Here is a 15372-nt window from a genome sequence, read left to right as displayed (position 1 = left end):
CTAGCATGAGGGATGCGTCTAGCGAAGGCCCAGCCCTGACCGCCAAGAGGAAATACCGTGTCGATTCGTAATCTTGATGCCCTGTTCACCCCCTCCTCCATCGCCTTGATCGGCGCCAGCAACCGCCCAGGCTCGGTGGGCGCGGTGCTTGCCAAGAACCTGTTCGAGGGAGGATTCGCCGGGCCGGTGATGACCGTGAATCCCCACGAGACGGCGATCCGCTCTACCCTCAACTATCACTCGGTCGCCGAGCTGCCGATCGCCCCGGATCTTGCCGTGATCTGCACCCCACCGAATACGGTGCCGGGGCTGGTCAAGGAGCTCGGCGAGCGCGGCTGTCGCGCCGCGGTCGTGATCACGGCGGGCTTTGGCGAGGGTGATCATGCCGAGGGCCAGGCGCTCAAGCAGGCGGTGCTGGATGCCGCGCGGCCTTACCTGATGCGCATCGTCGGCCCCAACTGCCTGGGCATCATGGCCCCCCATGCCGGCATCAACGCGAGCTTCGCCCATGTCGCGCCGTCGTCGGGCCATCTGGCCTTCGTCACCCAGTCCGGCGCCGTCGCCACCTCGGTACTCGACTGGGCAGAAAGCCGCGGCATCGGCTTTTCGCACATGGCGTCATTGGGCGCGATGAGCGATGTCGACTTCGGCGACATGCTCTATTACCTGGCGCTCGATCCGAATACCCACGCGATTCTTTTGTATGTCGAGGCGGTGAGCGAGGCGCGCAAATTCCTGTCAGCGGCGCGCATGGCCTCCCGCAACAAGCCAGTTGTGGTGGTCAAGGCCGGCCGCAGCGATGCCGGCGCCAAAGCGGCGATGTCGCATACCGGTGCGCTGGCCGGGGCCGATGCGGTCTATGATGCCGCCTTTCGCCGCGCCGGCATGTTAAGGGTCAAGACCCTCGACGAACTGTTCCAGGCCGTCGGGACCCTCGCCTCAGGCGTGAAGATCAAGGGCGACCGACTGGCGGTGCTGACCAACGGCGGTGGCATCGGCGTGCTGGCGGTGGATGAGCTCGCCGAGGGCAACGGCCGGCTGGCCGAGCTTTCCCCCAAGACCCTTGCGCGCCTGGACGCTCGCTTGCCGGCCACCTGGTCCCACGGCAACCCGGTGGACATCCTCGGCGATGCCCCCGGCGAGCGTTATGTGGTGGCGCTGGAGGCGCTGATTGAGGCCAATGACGCCGATGCCATTCTGATCATCAACTGCCCGACCGCCGTGGCCGATAGCTACGAGGCCGCCCAGACGGTGATCAACACGCTGCATACCCGCCACCTGCCGGTACTCAGCTGCTGGCTTGGCGAGGCCGCCGGGGCCAGGGCACGTCAGCTCTTCGCCGACCGCCGCCTGCCCTTCTATGACACCCCCGAACAAGCGGTGCAGGCCTTCGCCCACCTGTGGCAGTACCAGCGCAACCATGAGCTGCTGATGGAGACACCTCCAGCGGTGACGGACCTGCCCGAAGACGCGCCGGCCAAGGCCAACGCGATCATCGATACGGTTCTCGCCGACGGCCGCGAGGTGCTCACCGAGCCAGAAGCCAGCGCCCTGCTGGCCGCTTTCAGCCTGCCGGTGGTGCCCGCCCGTCAGGCCCAGAACGGCGACGACGCCGCTGCCTTTGCTGCCGAGATGGGCTTTCCCGCGGTGGTGAAGATCCTCTCGAAAGACATCAGTCACAAGTCGGATGTTGGCGGCGTAAAAACGGACCTGACGTCGGCCGAGGCCGTGCGCCAGGCAACCGACGACATGCTGGAGCGGATACGCCAGTCGATGCCCGAGGCACGCATTGAAGGCGTCAACATGCAGCCGATGATCCGCCGCCCTGGCGCCTTCGAGCTGATCCTGGGCGTCGCCGAGGACCCGATCTTCGGCCCGGTGATCCTGTTCGGTCAGGGCGGCACCGCGGTGGAAGTCATCGGCGACCGGGTGATCGGCCTGCCGCCTCTGAATCCCCTGCTGGCCCGGGAAATGATCGAACGCACCCAGATAGCGCGGCTGCTCAAGGGCTACCGCGACCGCCCTTCCGTCGATATCGAGGCCATCGTGCTGGCACTGGTCAAGCTGTCGCAGCTGGTCATCCGCCTACCGCGGGTCGTGTCGTTGGACATCAACCCGCTACTGGCCGATTCAGGCGGCGTGATCGCCCTGGATGCCCGCGTGGTGGTGCGCGAGGCCAGCGAGCCGCGCGTCCCCATGACCATCCGCCCCTATCCACGGGAGCTTGCGCACGACATCGTCACTCAGGCGGGCCAACACTATCACCTGCGCCCGATTCGCCCCGAGGACGAGAATGCGCTGGTGGAAATGCTCAAGCGCTCCGAGCACCATGACGTGCGACTGCGCTTCTTTGCCGCGATCCAGCGCTTCGATCATGCCTTCGCCGCGCGCCTGACCCAGCTCGACTATGATCGCGAGATGGCCTTCGTCGCCCTGCCGCAGGACGCCGAGAGCATTCTCGGTGCCGTGCACCTGATCGCCGACCCCGACCTGGAGCGGGCCGAATTCGCGGTGATGGTGAGAAGCGACACGAAACACTCGGGGCTGGGCTACTGCCTGATGCAGGCGATACTCGACCATGCACGCCGCATGGGCATCACCTGGGTTGAAGGCGAGGTCATGCTGGAGAACCAGGCCATGCGGCGCATGGCCAGAGAGCTCGGCTTCAAGGAACAGCCACTGGAAGAGGGGGCCGACTCGATCGCCCTGTCATTGAAGCTCGACCATTGAAGCTTGAGTTTTCCCGGGCGCCCCAAGGCAATGCGCCAGGCAGTGACACTGAACCTGCCAGGGCGCCTCACTGATGCTTCATATCCCGTTATTCACACCCAGCCTTCAACCCCAGCGTGGAAACGCTGGGGACCTTCAGCCCTCGCCGTGAATATCGTCTCAGCGGTTGTCAGGCATGCGCTGCAGATGGAGGTGGCGGACCAGGCGGATCGCCGGGCGTACCAGGAATTGGAAACTGCCGATGATGAACATCCAGATCGCCAGATGTTCCTGTGAGGGATACAGGAACAGAATACTGCCCAACAGGAACCATATACCGATCAGCACATCATTCAAGATGCTCAGCACCTCGTAGCGCTGACGGATGATCAGTTCCTCATGCCCCAGGTGCAGGGTGAGCGAGTTGTCGGGCGCTTGCTCGGCCATGCGTACTCCTGATAGCGGAGGTATGAGAGTGAGTATGAAAGCTCGGGTGACTAGTAATTGACCCGCCGAGCGCGGAATGAGCGCCCCTTCAGCTTGCCGTTGGCGAGCTGCGCAAGGGCCGCCTTGGCCTGTTCGCGGCGCACCGCCACGAAGGTGCTGCGCTCAAGCACCTTGATCTTGCCCACCGCATCACCCTTGAGGCCCCCTTCACCGGTCAGGGCACCGAGGATATCGCCAGGGCGCACCTTCTGCTTGCGCCCCCCGTCGATCTGCAGCGTCACCATCGGCGCCGGGGCAGGTGCCTCGGCGAGGGCCTGACGCGGCGGCAGCGTCTCGGGCGCAAAGGTTTCGCCAAGCCGCTCGCCGAGCTTCTCCAGGCGAAAGGCTTCCCGCGGCCCATAGAGCGTGCAGGCCATGCCGCTACCCCCGGCCCGGCCTGTACGGCCGATACGGTGCACGTGTACTTCAAGCTCACGGGCGATGCCATAGTTGAAGACCGCGTCCAGGGCGTCGATATCCAGGCCACGAGCGGCCACATCGGTGGCGACCAGAATGGAGGCGCTCTGGTTGGCAAACAGCACCAGGGTGCGATCCCGGTCGCGTTGCTCGAGATCGCCATGCAGCGCCAGGGCACTGAAGCCGTGATCGCAGAGCGCCTCGGCGATATCGCGAGCCTCGCGCTTGGTATTGCAGAACACCACGCTGGTGGCGGGGCGATGGGTCAACAGCAACAGCTGTAGGGCCTCGAAACGTGCATCCTCGTCATCGACCCGGTAGAAATGCTGACGAATGCTCGTGCTGTCATGGGTCGATTCGACCTCGACGGTGACAGGCTCGCGCATCAGCGACTCGGCGATCGGGCGAATGGCATCGGTATAGGTGGCGCTGAACAGCAGCGTCTGGCGATTGCTGGGGGTGTCGCCGATGATCGCTTCCAGCGCGTCCTTGAAGCCCATGTCGAGCATGCGATCGGCTTCATCGAGCACCAGCGTCGAGAGCGCGTCGAGCGTGAGCGTGCCCTTGCGCAGGTGCTCCTCTACGCGGCCGGGGGTACCGACAATCAAGTGAGCACCGTGCTCCAGCGAGCCGCGCTGCGGACCGAAGGGAGCACCACCGCACAGGGTCAGCACCTTGACGTTGGGCAGGCCGCGGGCCAGGCGTCGCAGCTCACCGGCCACCTGATCGGCAAGCTCACGCGTCGGGCACAGCACCAGCCCCTGCACGTCCAGGCGCGCAACCGAGAGCCTGGACAGCAGGCAAAGGCCGAAAGCCGCGGTCTTGCCTGAGCCGGTCTTGCCACGTCCGATCACGTCACGCCCTTCAAGCATTGGCGGCAGGCTCTGGGCCTGGATCGGCGTCATGGCGTGGTAGCCCAGCGCGTCGAGATTGGTCAGCAGCGCATCGGCTAACGGCAAGCGCGCAAAGGAGGTGGCATCAGACACGGTGGGCGGTCCTTGAAAGCGGGATAATAGCGAGCGGGCAGGATACCAGACCCTTGCCGTGATCGTCTGGAAACCAAGCCGCTTCTCGCAACAGGAAATACCCCTGTTACCCATTTCGGTTGTTCAGTAAGATTTCAGCTTCGACCACGACGCAACAGGATGACACGATGGGCAGGGCCTTCCAGAACCGCAAGGAATCCATGGCCAAGACGGCCGACGCGAAAACCAAGGTCTACAGCAAGTACGGCCGGGAAATTTACGTGGTCGCCAAGTCGGGCGGTACCGACCCCAGCAGCAACTTGACGCTGCGCGGCCTGATCGAGCGTGCCAAGAAGGATCAGGTACCCTCGCACGTGATCGACAAGGCACTGGACAAGGCCGCCGGCGCCGGTGGCGAGGACTTTGCCGCGGCCCGCTACGAAGGCTTCGGGCCAGCCAGCTGCATGATCATCGTCGAGTGCCTCACCGATAACCCCAACCGCACCTTCGGCGACGTTCGCAACGCCTTCAACAAGGGCAAGGGCAAGATCGGCACACCGGGCAGCGTCAGCCACATGTTCGACCACTGTGCGATCCTGCGTTTTGCTGCCGAGGACGAGGAAAGCGTGCTGGAGTCGCTGATGGAGGCCGATGTCGATGTGACCGATATCGAAAACGAAGACGGCCACATCACCGTCTTCGCCCCGCACACCGAGTATGCCAAGGCCAAGCAGGCACTGATCGACGCTTACGGCGAGATCGAATTCGAAGTCGATGACATTCAGTTCCTGCCCCAGACCCATACGCCGGTCGAGGGCGATGACGTGGCACCGTTCGAGAAACTGCTCGACATGCTCAACGACCTGGATGACGTGCAGAACATCTACCACAACGCCGAGCTTTAAACCGTTGGCGCCGGGCTTGCGACCCGGCGCTTTCTCCCGCTTTTTCTCCACCTCTCTCGAGCTACACTCTTGAGCTAACAGCGGCTAGCGAACTGACAGCGGCTAGGTGAATTCGCGAAACAGGATCACATAGCGCGTCTTGTCATCGCGGCAGACGCCGTGCGCTGTCATCTGCACGTTGCACATCTGGCCGTCACGTCGCTCAAACGCGCATTCCCTTTCCAGGCGCTGCCCCTGGTCGAGCACGTCAATCAGGTCGGGCTGCATCATCAGGAACAGCCGCATGGCCGAGCCGGCCTGCTCTCTGGGGAAGCCACTCATCTCCGCAAAGGCGCTGTTGGAGATCAATACCTGCTGGTGCTCATCGAGCACGATGGCCGCATCGCGCGTCTCGGCCAGTACCTCCTTGGCCAGGCCTAGTGCCTCCACGGTCTGCTCCGTGTCGGTGATATCGGTGGCGATACCGCCGATCAGGTAAGGTTTGCCGTGATCATCGGTGATCGGGAACTTGCTGAAAAGAAAGCTCCTTGCTCCCGAGCGCGTCTTGAGGACGTGCCTGTATTTGACCGGCTCACCACTTCGCAGCACTTGATTATCCATCGCCAGCGCATGCTCCATGCTATCGCTATCGAGCACCTCCCACATCGGCCTCCCCACCAGCTGCTGCGGTGTCGTGTTCACCACCTTGGCATATTGCTGGTTAACCAGGCAGTAGTGGTGATCCAAGTCCTTGAGAAAGATCAGGTCGGGGGAGTGGTCGATGATCTCCTCCAGGTACCGGTCGCGTTCGCGGATGCGATGCAGCATCTTCTCGAAGGCCCGACCGACGCGGGTAAACTCCTCGAAACGCCCGCCGGTAAAGGGCTTGGGCGTGCCACCCTCCGGCACTTGCTCGGCATAGCGCGTCAGGTTACCCAGCGCACTGGCCGTCAAGCGGTTGATCACGACCATCATGATGATGCCAAGCGCCACCACCATCAGGGTGGCGTAGCCAAGGTTGGTGATATAGGCATCACGCAGGGCGTCATAGCTATCGCTTGGCAACATCGTGTAGACCCGATAGTCATCGCTTCTGCCGACCTTGAGCACATGCTCGCGCAGGATGCCCGCCGCGGTGATACGCACCTCATCGGCGTCCTTTAGTTCCTCGTGTTCCGGCAACGAGCTTTCACCGCGCTGCAGCGCATCAAGCGTTGCGCCCTCGTGTTTCAGTGCGATCGCGCGCGCGCCGAACAGCGACTGCAGTTCGTTGAGTATCCAGAAGTTGTCGTTAAGCATGACGAAGGTATGCAGCCGGCCGACCACCTCGCCAAGTGTCGGCTCAACCACCGGCAGCGTCAGGCGCAGCAGACTGTAGTGTCGACTTTGCGCATCACTGCCGGTATCAGCGTCGACCGTGACCCAATGCCCCAGCCAGGGCGCTTGCTGGCTGAGCGCATTGAGCGGCAGCTCCAGGTTCAGCAAGCTGACATTGCGTACGGCATCGAACTCACCTTCGTGCTCGATCACCATGGCATCGATATAGCGGGAATAGCTGTCTCGCATCAGGCCCTGCATGGCCTCTTCCAGCAACCGGCTGTCATCACGGGTCAGAGCGCGCTGCAGCGATTCAGACTGACTGACTTCCTCGCTGTACTGACGAATGTTGCGGAAATGACTCTCGACGATGCTATTGAGCATGCGCTGATCGCGCTCAAAGGCTCTCTTTGCTTCCTGCTGCAGGGCGTTTTCCGCCCCCATATAGGCAGTGGTGAGCAACGTCAGCGATACCCCCGCCAGCATCAGCAGCACCAACACCAGCAGGAGCCTCGAGAAGCGCCAGGTCCTCATTTGAGGGCTCCGGGGTCAACACCTTCCTGATCGTCGCCATCGTTTACGCGGCGGTTCGCATTCTTTTTCATATGCCATCTTCCTCTAGGTCGTGATCACCTTCGAGGTCGCCACTACCCCCTTCGTCACTCTTTACATCACCCTCTTCGCCACTCTTTTCTTCACTATCGATGGCGAGGTCACTGAGCCGGAACGCCCGGCGCTCCAGATGCTCAAGGACGCCCGGTGAGACCGAGTGCTCGACCAGCTCGAGCCGGCCGGAAAAGATGTGCGGCACCTGAGACGGCGCCTGCATCAGGTCGAGCTTGATGGCTTCGGCCATGGCGATGCCACTGTCATCGTTCATCCGCATCACCGTCAGGTCGAGCTCCCCTTTCTGAAGCGCGGCCAGTTCTGCCTTACCGCCTCCCCAACCGTTAATCAGCACATCCAGACGATCGGCTTCGCGAAGGGCACGCAGGGCGCCAAGGGCCGTATCTGTCGCGCTGGCAAAGATCATCTTGAGGTCTGGATGTTGCTTGAGTGCGACATGCGTGGCTCGATAGGCCCTGCTGGCATCGGCGTAAGTATAGAAGGCCTCGACCTGATCGATGCCCGGATGCTCAGCAGCAGCCGCTTCGAAGGTGCCACCACGCATCTCGCTGACATACCCCTGCGCGGCGTAAAGCATCAGATACTTGCCATGGTAGTCGATGATTTCAAACATGCGTTCGGCAAGCAGCTTGGTGCCCTCTACATGATCAAAGCCCACATACAGAAAAGGCGGCGTTTGATGCCAATCCGCCAGCGGCGTGGTGATATTCTGCAGGATCAGACGCGTTTGCTGCTTGGCCAGAATGCGCTCGATCATCCGGCGATGAGGCAGCGCGTCCAGTGTGAAAGCCAGGTAGTCCGGTTGCCACGCCAGAGCATCGGCAAGCTGCTGCTCCTGCAGGTCCAGATCCTCACCGGGGCGAGAGAAGAATGCCTTGATTTCAAAGGGAATATCCAACCGCTCCAGGCGACGGGCCAGCGCCATGTCACTTCGCCGCCAATACCCCGAGACCTGCTTGCCGGGGTAGACCACCGCAATGCGGAGGGCGCGTTCGGGCGGCGAGGCCAATGGCTCGGCGGGCGCCTGAACCTGAGCCGCAAACTGCGTCATCAGTGCACGCTGTTCGGGATGGCGATCCACGTATTCGTCGATGAGCAGATACCCCTGCGTCGCCACACTGGGCGACGCTTCGACCGACAGACAAACAAGGCCCAACATCAGTGCCGCGACCTGAGCGAGCTTTCTGAACCACATCCGCATTTGCCCTCTCTCCCTATGCCACGGCCCCATCTGCGTCTGTTGCATCATGTCCTCGCCTCGACCGCCTTCGCCGTAATAAGCACCCACTTCGGCAATGAATAGTTGGCATGCGAACCTGCAAGATAGCGTCATGATGCCGCCTTATTAGGTCAGGCGGCGATAGTACACGACAGAGATAAGCGAAGGCAGAGATGGGCTCGGCGTAGAGTGCAAAAACCGACGCAAGCGTCAGGCACCGGCATGTCAAAATCCCACCCAGGCGTGAAAGGAAGATCAGTGACCGTGACGGATCAGCCCGACACCTGCACCGCCAGATAGACGATGTACAGACAACACAGGATACCGGCCACGAACACCAGGGAGCGCGACCAGGCAAAGTCAGCCATATAAAGCACAGCATGCAACAGTCGCAGCGCCAGGAAAACCAGCGCAACGCTACTCAGAGAGGCCAGCGGAACCCCCGCAGCGAAGGCGATAAAGGTGACCACCGTGAAGGTCAGCAAGGCTTCCCAGGCATTGGCCTGAGCTCCCTGCACACGAGCTCCCACACCGGTAAGGGCCGCCTGCTGGAGACGCGGGGTATTATTATCCAGATGACCGAACTGGCGTATCCGCAAGAAAGCCCCCAGCCAGGTCAGCAGAAATGGCAGCAGGGCAAGCGTCAGCAATACATAGAGAATAACCGGCATCATGGCTCCCAAGCGTGTGTGAAGGATGTTGAATGAGCATACCGCACACGCCGACTTTCGCAGAGTCGCTGAGCAGCGTTGTTGGCCAACGTTGTTGGACCGCGTTGCAGAACGACATCAGCACATGCTCGCCTAGGCCCAAGGAAGCCCTGCTTGATTTTCCTCGCCACATAGCCGGTCCGGAACACCTGAGCGTATTCGTCAAGCCCGATGGACGTCGCAAGAGGCGGGCATATGCCGCGTTGATAAGCCCTTGTGCTGATACTGTTAGGGTAGAGATTCTCTCTCCAGGCACTCGCCGCACCTGAGCGTCGCCGCGAATGTGCTCGACCAAGGAGCAACTCCATGCACAGATCCTTGCAGGGAATTCTGCTTGTGGCTGTCCTGTCCATGCTCACGGGCTGTGGCGAGTCTTCAGCCCCGACTCTTGCCGCGCCCGATGAAAGTGGCGTTCTCAAGGTGGCCACCCGTAATGGCGCGACCACCTACTATTTTAATCGTCATGAAGCACCCGCCGGGCCCGAGTACGACATGGCGCGCAACTTCGCCGACACCCAGGGCTGGGAGATCGAATGGTCGCTCTTTGACTCCACCTCTGAGGTACTGGATGCCCTGGCATCCGGGGACGTTCACATGGCCGCTGCCGGACTGACCCTTCTTCCCACTCGGAATGAGCGCTTCATCGAAGGGCCCGCCCATACCGATATCGTTGAGCAGCTGGTCTGTCATCGTGACATGCGCCCCCTGCCCCGCCAGATTGAAGATCTCGCCAACGTGGATATTCGTGTCACCGAGGCCTCTAGCTATTCACAGCAGCTCACGTCGCTGGTCAATGACCACACCGGCATTTCCTTTGCGGAGGACCCGCGCACCACCGAGGTGCTGCTGGAGGCAGTGGCCAACCAGACACTGGACTGCACCGTGGCCGACTCCAACATCGTCAAGGTGGTGCGTCGCCACTTCCCGCATCTGGAAGTCGCCATGAACCTGACCGCCGGCAGCAACCTGGGCTGGTATCTGGCGAACGGCCAGCAGGCGCTGGCCGACCAGGCGCAAGGCTGGATGGCAAGCGAGGAAGGGGTCGCCACTATCGAGGCGGTACATGAGCGCTACTACGCCTATATCGGCGAATTCGACTTCGTCGACCTGCGTGCACTGAATCGTCGTATCGACGATCGTCTGCCGAACTATCTCGATCTTTTCCTGGAGGCCGAGAATAACACCGGCATGCCGGCCGACCTGTTGGCTGCGCTGGCCTACCAGGAGTCCCATTGGGACCCCGAAGCCGTTTCCCCCACGGGCGTTCGCGGCATCATGATGCTAACCCGCAATACCGCCACGTCGCTTGGCGTGACCAACCGCCTGGACCCCGAGGCCGCCATTGATGGCGGCGCCCGCTACCTGGCCGACCGCCATGCGCGACTGCCCGACGACATCCCCGAACCAGACCGCACCTATCTGGCCCTCGCCAGTTACAACATCGGCCGCGGTCACGTTCTGGACGCGCGTCAACTGGCCCGCAAGCTGGGCAAGGATCCGGACTCCTGGGAAGACATGAAGGAGGTACTGCCGCTCAAGGCCGACAAGCGCTACTACCCACAGACACGCTATGGCTACGCGCGCGGCTATGAGCCGGTGCATTACGTGCGCCGCATCCGCAACTACATGGATGTCATCTCGCCCGCTGTCGCGCCATTGGAGGCTTCAGAGGTTGCGCTGATACCAGACGCGACAGAGGACGAATAAACTGGCTCGAGGAAACTGGCTCAGGGCAGCAGATGCGCGACCACGCTTCGCTCATCGAGAAGCTCCTGCTCGGTCGCCGTCATGCGCTGACGAGACATCTCATCAATCGACAACCCCTGAACGATCTCAAAGCGCCCGTTGGCGCAACGACAGGGGAAGGAATAGAAGATGCCTTCGGCAATGCCATAACTGCCATCGGAGAGGACCGACATGCTCACCCACTCATCCGGTGGCGTGCCAAGCACCCAGTCGCGCATATGGTCGACAATGGCTTGCGCCGCCGACCCGGCACTGGACTTGCCGCGGGCCTTGATGACAGCGGCGCCACGCTGCTGCACTGCCGGCTCGAACTGTGCCGTACGCCACTCTGGAGATGCCAGCTCAACTGCCGCCCGGTCGCCGACCAGGGCATGACTGAGGTCGGGGTAGAGCGTCGCCGAGTGATTGCCCCAGACCGTCAGACGGCGAATCCGTGCCACGGCCTCGCCGGTGTGGCGAGCCAACTGCGCCAGCGCGCGGTTATGGTCCAGCCGAGTCATCGCCGTGACCTGATGCGCCGCCAGGCGCGGCGCATTGCCCAGGACAATCAAGGCGTTGGTATTGGCCGGATTACCGACCACCACCACCCGCACATCATGGCTTGCTACCGCCTCAAGGGCCTGCCCGTTGGCGACGAAGATCGCCGCATTGTCTTCCAGCAGATCCTTGCGCTCCATGCCAGGGCCACGGGGCTTGGCACCCACCAGCAACGCATAGTCCGCGCCAGCGAAGGCCCGCTCGGCGTCGTCATGTAGCGTGACCCCGGCCAATAACGGATAGGCGGCGTCCTCAAGCTCCATCGACACCCCTTCCAGCACCGAAAAGGTCTCGGGAATATCGAGCAGCTGCAAAATGACGGGCTGATCGTCACCCAGCATGTCGCCGGATGCGATGGAGAACAGCAGGCTATAAGCGACTTGGCCTGCCGCTCCCGTAACCGTGACACGGACTGGATCGTTCATGGCGAATCTCCTAAGGTCTCTGGCTCAAGCGCCAAGCCAGCTAAGGGCCAGCTCGTCGCCTGGTCCTGTGTTACCTGCAACATAGCAGACCGGCAAGGATTCGCGTCTCTCCGTTGAGCCAGAGCAGATGCCAGGCCAACCAGGTTCAGCTCATTGATAACGGTACGGTTCCGGCTTCAGGCGTACTCGCCACGGGCGCGCCTTCATGTCCAAGACCTCAGAACCCTTTCAGCACCAGCTTGCCCCGGCCCTTGCCGGATTCCAGCAGCGCATGGGCACGCAGCAGGTTATCGGCATTGATGGTGCCAAATTCCTCGGCGAGGGTCGTCACCAACTCGCCTCGATCGACCATCTCGGCCACCCGTTCAAGCAGGTGGTGCTGTTCGATCATGTCTGTCGTCTGGAAGAGCGAGCGAGTGAACATGAATTCCCAATGCACCGATACGCTCTTGCGCTTGAACGGTGTGATATCGAGCGACACGGGGTCATCGATCACCGCGAGCCGTCCCTGCGGGGCGATCAACTCGGCGATCTCGGCCAGATGCTGATCGGTATGCGAAAGGCTCGCCACATACTCAACCGATGCAAGCCCCGTGGCTTTCAGCTCTTCCACCAGTGACTGACGGTGATCTATCACGTGATCGGCACCCAGCTCCTGCGCCCAGGCACGGGTTTCGGGCCGCGAGGCGGTCGCCACCACGGTCAGATCGGTGAGCCGCTTGGCGAGCTGAATCATGATCGATCCCACGCCACCCGCGGCGCCGATGATTAGCAATGAGCCTGCATTTTCCGTGGGCACCTGCAAGCGATCAAAGAGCATTTCCCAGGCTGTGATCGTGGTCAGTGGCAGCGCCGCCGCCTCGGCAAAGCCGAGCGATGTCGGCATCCTGGACACGATACGCTCATCGACCTGATGGAACTCGGCATTCGTGCCGCTACGATCCACCGCACCGGCATACCAGACCTTGTCGCCAGGCTGGAACAGCGTCACCTCATTGCCGACCGCCTCGACAACGCCGGCGGCATCCCAGCCCAGCACCTTATAATCACCGCCCTCGGGCGAGACGTTCTGGCGGATCTTGGTATCGACCGGGTTGACCGAAACGGCCTCGATTCGCACCAGCAGATCGTGCCCCTGAACCTCGGGGGTGGGCAGTTCGATGTCCTCGAGCGACTGGGGGGCTGTGACCGGCAGCGAGCGCTGATAACCGACGGCTTTCATGGTGATGTCCTCTATCTTTGAATGTCTTGACGACCAATTGTAGGGATACCATGACCACTAACAAGTCGGCACATTCCTTAGGGGTAGTGGGCTTTTTACCCTGCACTCAACAGCCGAGTCCGCGCGATATCAGAGGCCCAGCCGTCAGGCCCCGGACAAGCCGCTTGCGCTGGGCAACACTTGCCAGACCACAGATAACGAAAAAAGCTCGCGAGGAAGTGCTTGCTCACCATTAAAGGCATGCCACTAAAGTCCCGGCAATAAAACGCAGCGCTCATATCACTGGATCAAGCCACAAAACCCTGTATGCTGATCGAGCACTATCGTCAGTCAACGGAGTAGGCATCACGATCGATCATTCTTACCAAGCCAGCACGGAGATTCTCATGAAGGTATATCGACCTGAATGGCAGTGCACGTTTAACGTAAACGAAGGCGCGGAAGAAAAAGCCGGTTGGCGGGAGCGCATCGCCTGGCGTATCAGGGCGCTGGCCAACAGGTTGGATGGTGGCGGACGTACGATCCAGATTGACTGCAATATGACCCCTCGAGTGAGCCAGGAAGATATTGATGTTTGCCTGGGCAAAGGCTTCGAAGTGACCCATAGCCTGCTCACCCAGCTTGCGCATCAAGCTGCCTGCGAGGATGTCATGCGTGACGCCAAAGCAGAGCTTTACGAAGAAAACGTTCAGCACTAACAGACAAGCGTGGCGATAACGTTGCCTCCCGGCACGTTAGAGGCGCTGGATTCTCCAGAAAATAGACGAATTCACGCACCACAGATGTCTGAAGCCAAGCGTTGGAACGCTAGATGATAGACCGCTGCCGCACCCCATTCAGTCAAACTGGATGGGGTGTTCTCATGTAAGGCTATCTGTCCTCCACGGGGCGCCGTACCCGGCCATCGACCAGCAACGTCTTCTCACCACCGCTGACCCGATAGGTCACCGTCGAGCGCTCACCGACACGGCCATAAGAGACTCCGTTCAGGGTCAGCCACCCATCATCGATCTCGACGTGGTCGGCGTTCACGTCAATCACCGCGTTGGCGCCCGAGACCACCGCCTCGACGCTGCCGCCGGAAGCCGTGCTCATGCTTGAGATAGACACCGCGCTACCTCCCTGCATATTGACACTATTGGCCGCAGAAACAGGCTCGCCGCTCCCCGCCCAAAGCGCGGGCAGAGCCAACAACATCGCCATACGCCAAGATCTCATCGTATCGTCCTCACCGAGCCCCGACCGGAATCATCAGGTGCTGGTAGTCGGTGCCCTTCCACATCAGGTAAGGCCCGCCGTTGTCCGGATCGGTGGGGAAGGTCTCGACCAGCGCCGGTGGCGCGATGACCATCAGGTGTGGCCCCTCCTCGATCCACTGATTGTCCTCGCTGGGCCCTTCGGCATAGGGGTCGATGTTGCTGGCCCCCTCATCCCCCGCCAGCATGTAGGCAATGCCCAGCGTCTCGGCGGTGAAGGACTCCTTGGCCTGCCAAGCCTCGGCCCAGGAAAGCCAGGTTTCATCCAGGCACATCGGCGCGGTGCCGGTCAGCATCGGTGGCGTCGGCATACAGGTATAGCCGTTGCTACCTTCCTTGAGCACCTTGCCCTCCCAATCCACCACCGTGGCGCCCTCGACCATCCCCGGCCAGGTCGCGCTCAAGGCATCCTCCAGCAGGGTCGATTGCGCCTGCGACGGGCTCGCCCAGACCAACGCCAGAGCCAGCAGGACGCCGCCAATGGCCCATTGGCCGGTGCGCGCCTCTCCGACACACCTGCCGCTGATCGCACAACGGTTAATGCCTTTACGCCCGTTCATGTAAGTCTTCATCCCATTTGTCCTCTTGCAGGTATAACTCCCCCATTACATCGCTTCCAGATAGATCAGAGCGACGTCCCACGACAAGTCCGGTCCTGCCGGCACTCGGTGACGGCGCACCGGGCTCTGCCCTATTCAGTCAAGACGAGCCTCCCGCAGCGCTCCACCTTAAGAGCGCGATACAGGGCAAGAGACTGAGTAAAACCAGCACCACGTACGACTCACCACCAGCCGCATGACCCGTCAGCGCACTGGCGTCGGGGGATCAGGGCAGGAGCTATCGGGTGTGGTA

Annotated in this window: 13 protein-coding genes; 4 read left to right on the top strand and 9 right to left on the bottom strand. The window is 61.7% G+C overall.

The genetic code is table 11. From position 1 onward, the window contains the following. Positions 1–57 precede the first annotated feature (57 nt). A complete protein-coding gene (locus HF027_RS08540; protein WP_168014736.1) occupies positions 58–2730 on the top strand; it encodes a bifunctional acetate--CoA ligase family protein/GNAT family N-acetyltransferase in 2673 nt (890 codons plus the stop codon). Between the two features lie 159 nt (positions 2731–2889). Here the strand turns inward: HF027_RS08540 and HF027_RS08535 are convergent, their stop codons facing one another. Both HF027_RS08535 and dbpA read right to left on the bottom strand, forming a co-directional pair. Next, on the bottom strand, positions 2890–3156 hold the full coding sequence (locus HF027_RS08535; protein WP_168014734.1) for a YrhK family protein: 267 nt from the start codon (positions 3154–3156) through the stop codon (positions 2890–2892). A gap of 50 nt (positions 3157–3206) precedes the next feature. After that, the gene (dbpA, locus tag HF027_RS08530; RefSeq protein ID WP_168014732.1) at positions 3207–4598 is read right to left on the bottom strand and encodes an ATP-dependent RNA helicase DbpA; all 1392 of its coding nucleotides are present in this window, start codon (positions 4596–4598) and stop codon (positions 3207–3209) included. Between the two features lie 167 nt (positions 4599–4765). Here dbpA and HF027_RS08525 point away from each other — a divergent pair, with 167 nt between their 5' ends. Next, entirely contained in the window at positions 4766–5482 is a 717-nt protein-coding gene (locus HF027_RS08525) for a YebC/PmpR family DNA-binding transcriptional regulator (RefSeq protein ID WP_168014730.1), read from the top strand. A 102-nt stretch (positions 5483–5584) separates the two neighbouring features. Here HF027_RS08525 and HF027_RS08520 read toward each other — a convergent pair whose 3' ends face one another. The 3 genes from HF027_RS08520 to HF027_RS08510 all read right to left on the bottom strand — a co-directional run bounded on the left by HF027_RS08520 (position 5585) and on the right by HF027_RS08510 (position 9295). Continuing rightward, positions 5585–7312, bottom strand: coding sequence for a PAS domain-containing protein (locus HF027_RS08520; protein WP_168014728.1), 1728 nt, complete (start codon positions 7310–7312; stop codon positions 5585–5587). A 67-nt stretch (positions 7313–7379) separates the two neighbouring features. After that, a complete protein-coding gene (locus HF027_RS08515; protein ID WP_168014726.1) occupies positions 7380–8606 on the bottom strand; it encodes a substrate-binding domain-containing protein in 1227 nt (408 codons plus the stop codon). A gap of 290 nt (positions 8607–8896) precedes the next feature. Then, positions 8897–9295, bottom strand: a complete 399-nt coding sequence (locus HF027_RS08510; RefSeq protein ID WP_168014725.1) for an MAPEG family protein — start codon at positions 9293–9295, stop codon at positions 8897–8899. A gap of 345 nt (positions 9296–9640) precedes the next feature. Between HF027_RS08510 and mltF the strand changes: the two genes are divergently transcribed. After that, positions 9641–11041: a membrane-bound lytic murein transglycosylase MltF gene (mltF, locus tag HF027_RS08505; protein WP_168014723.1), complete on the top strand. Its 1401-nt coding sequence runs from the start codon at positions 9641–9643 to the stop codon at positions 11039–11041. 20 nt (positions 11042–11061) lie between these two features. Here mltF and HF027_RS08500 read toward each other — a convergent pair whose 3' ends face one another. Beyond that, positions 11062–12042, bottom strand: coding sequence for a malate dehydrogenase (locus HF027_RS08500; protein ID WP_168014721.1), 981 nt, complete (start codon positions 12040–12042; stop codon positions 11062–11064). A gap of 217 nt (positions 12043–12259) precedes the next feature. After that, the gene (locus tag HF027_RS08495) at positions 12260–13264 is read right to left on the bottom strand and encodes a zinc-binding alcohol dehydrogenase family protein (protein WP_168014719.1); all 1005 of its coding nucleotides are present in this window, start codon (positions 13262–13264) and stop codon (positions 12260–12262) included. A 386-nt stretch (positions 13265–13650) separates the two neighbouring features. Here HF027_RS08495 and HF027_RS08490 point away from each other — a divergent pair, with 386 nt between their 5' ends. Next, positions 13651–13962 carry a hypothetical protein gene (locus HF027_RS08490; protein WP_168014717.1) on the top strand — a complete coding sequence of 104 codons (312 nt, stop codon included), beginning with the start codon at positions 13651–13653 and terminating at the stop codon, positions 13960–13962. A gap of 172 nt (positions 13963–14134) precedes the next feature. On the opposite strand, the gene HF027_RS08485 is transcribed toward HF027_RS08490, so the two are convergent. Next, positions 14135–14482 carry a sugar ABC transporter ATPase gene (locus HF027_RS08485; RefSeq protein WP_168014715.1) on the bottom strand — a complete coding sequence of 116 codons (348 nt, stop codon included), beginning with the start codon at positions 14480–14482 and terminating at the stop codon, positions 14135–14137. A gap of 10 nt (positions 14483–14492) precedes the next feature. After that, positions 14493–15092, bottom strand: a complete 600-nt coding sequence (locus tag HF027_RS08480; RefSeq protein ID WP_209316424.1) for a hypothetical protein — start codon at positions 15090–15092, stop codon at positions 14493–14495. Positions 15093–15372: the final 280 nt, after the last annotated feature.

The sequence above is a fragment of the Halomonas salinarum genome (genome assembly GCF_012062845.1).
GTDB lineage: Bacteria > Pseudomonadota > Gammaproteobacteria > Pseudomonadales > Halomonadaceae > Onishia > Onishia salinarum.
The sequence above is the reverse complement of the archived record's forward strand: the minus strand, read 5'-3'. Positions and strand labels throughout refer to the sequence as shown.

Excerpts from the sequence above, each read along its gene's own strand:
- HF027_RS08485 (WP_168014715.1), bottom strand. The coding sequence starts at position 14,482 with ATGAGATCTTGGCGTATGGCGATGTTGTTGGCTCTGCCCGCGCTTTGG.
- HF027_RS08520 (WP_168014728.1), bottom strand. The coding sequence starts at position 7,312 with ATGAGGACCTGGCGCTTCTCGAGGCTCCTGCTGGTGTTGGTGCTGCTG.
- HF027_RS08515 (WP_168014726.1), bottom strand. The coding sequence starts at position 8,606 with ATGCGGATGTGGTTCAGAAAGCTCGCTCAGGTCGCGGCACTGATGTTG.
- HF027_RS08480 (WP_209316424.1), bottom strand. The coding sequence starts at position 15,092 with ATGAAGACTTACATGAACGGGCGTAAAGGCATTAACCGTTGTGCGATC.
- HF027_RS08535 (WP_168014734.1), bottom strand. The coding sequence starts at position 3,156 with ATGGCCGAGCAAGCGCCCGACAACTCGCTCACCCTGCACCTGGGGCAT.
- HF027_RS08525 (WP_168014730.1), top strand. The coding sequence starts at position 4,766 with ATGGGCAGGGCCTTCCAGAACCGCAAGGAATCCATGGCCAAGACGGCC.
- HF027_RS08500 (WP_168014721.1), bottom strand. The coding sequence starts at position 12,042 with ATGAACGATCCAGTCCGTGTCACGGTTACGGGAGCGGCAGGCCAAGTC.
- mltF (WP_168014723.1), top strand. The coding sequence starts at position 9,641 with ATGCACAGATCCTTGCAGGGAATTCTGCTTGTGGCTGTCCTGTCCATG.
- HF027_RS08495 (WP_168014719.1), bottom strand. The coding sequence starts at position 13,264 with ATGAAAGCCGTCGGTTATCAGCGCTCGCTGCCGGTCACAGCCCCCCAG.
- HF027_RS08490 (WP_168014717.1), top strand. The coding sequence starts at position 13,651 with ATGAAGGTATATCGACCTGAATGGCAGTGCACGTTTAACGTAAACGAA.
- HF027_RS08510 (WP_168014725.1), bottom strand. The coding sequence starts at position 9,295 with ATGCCGGTTATTCTCTATGTATTGCTGACGCTTGCCCTGCTGCCATTT.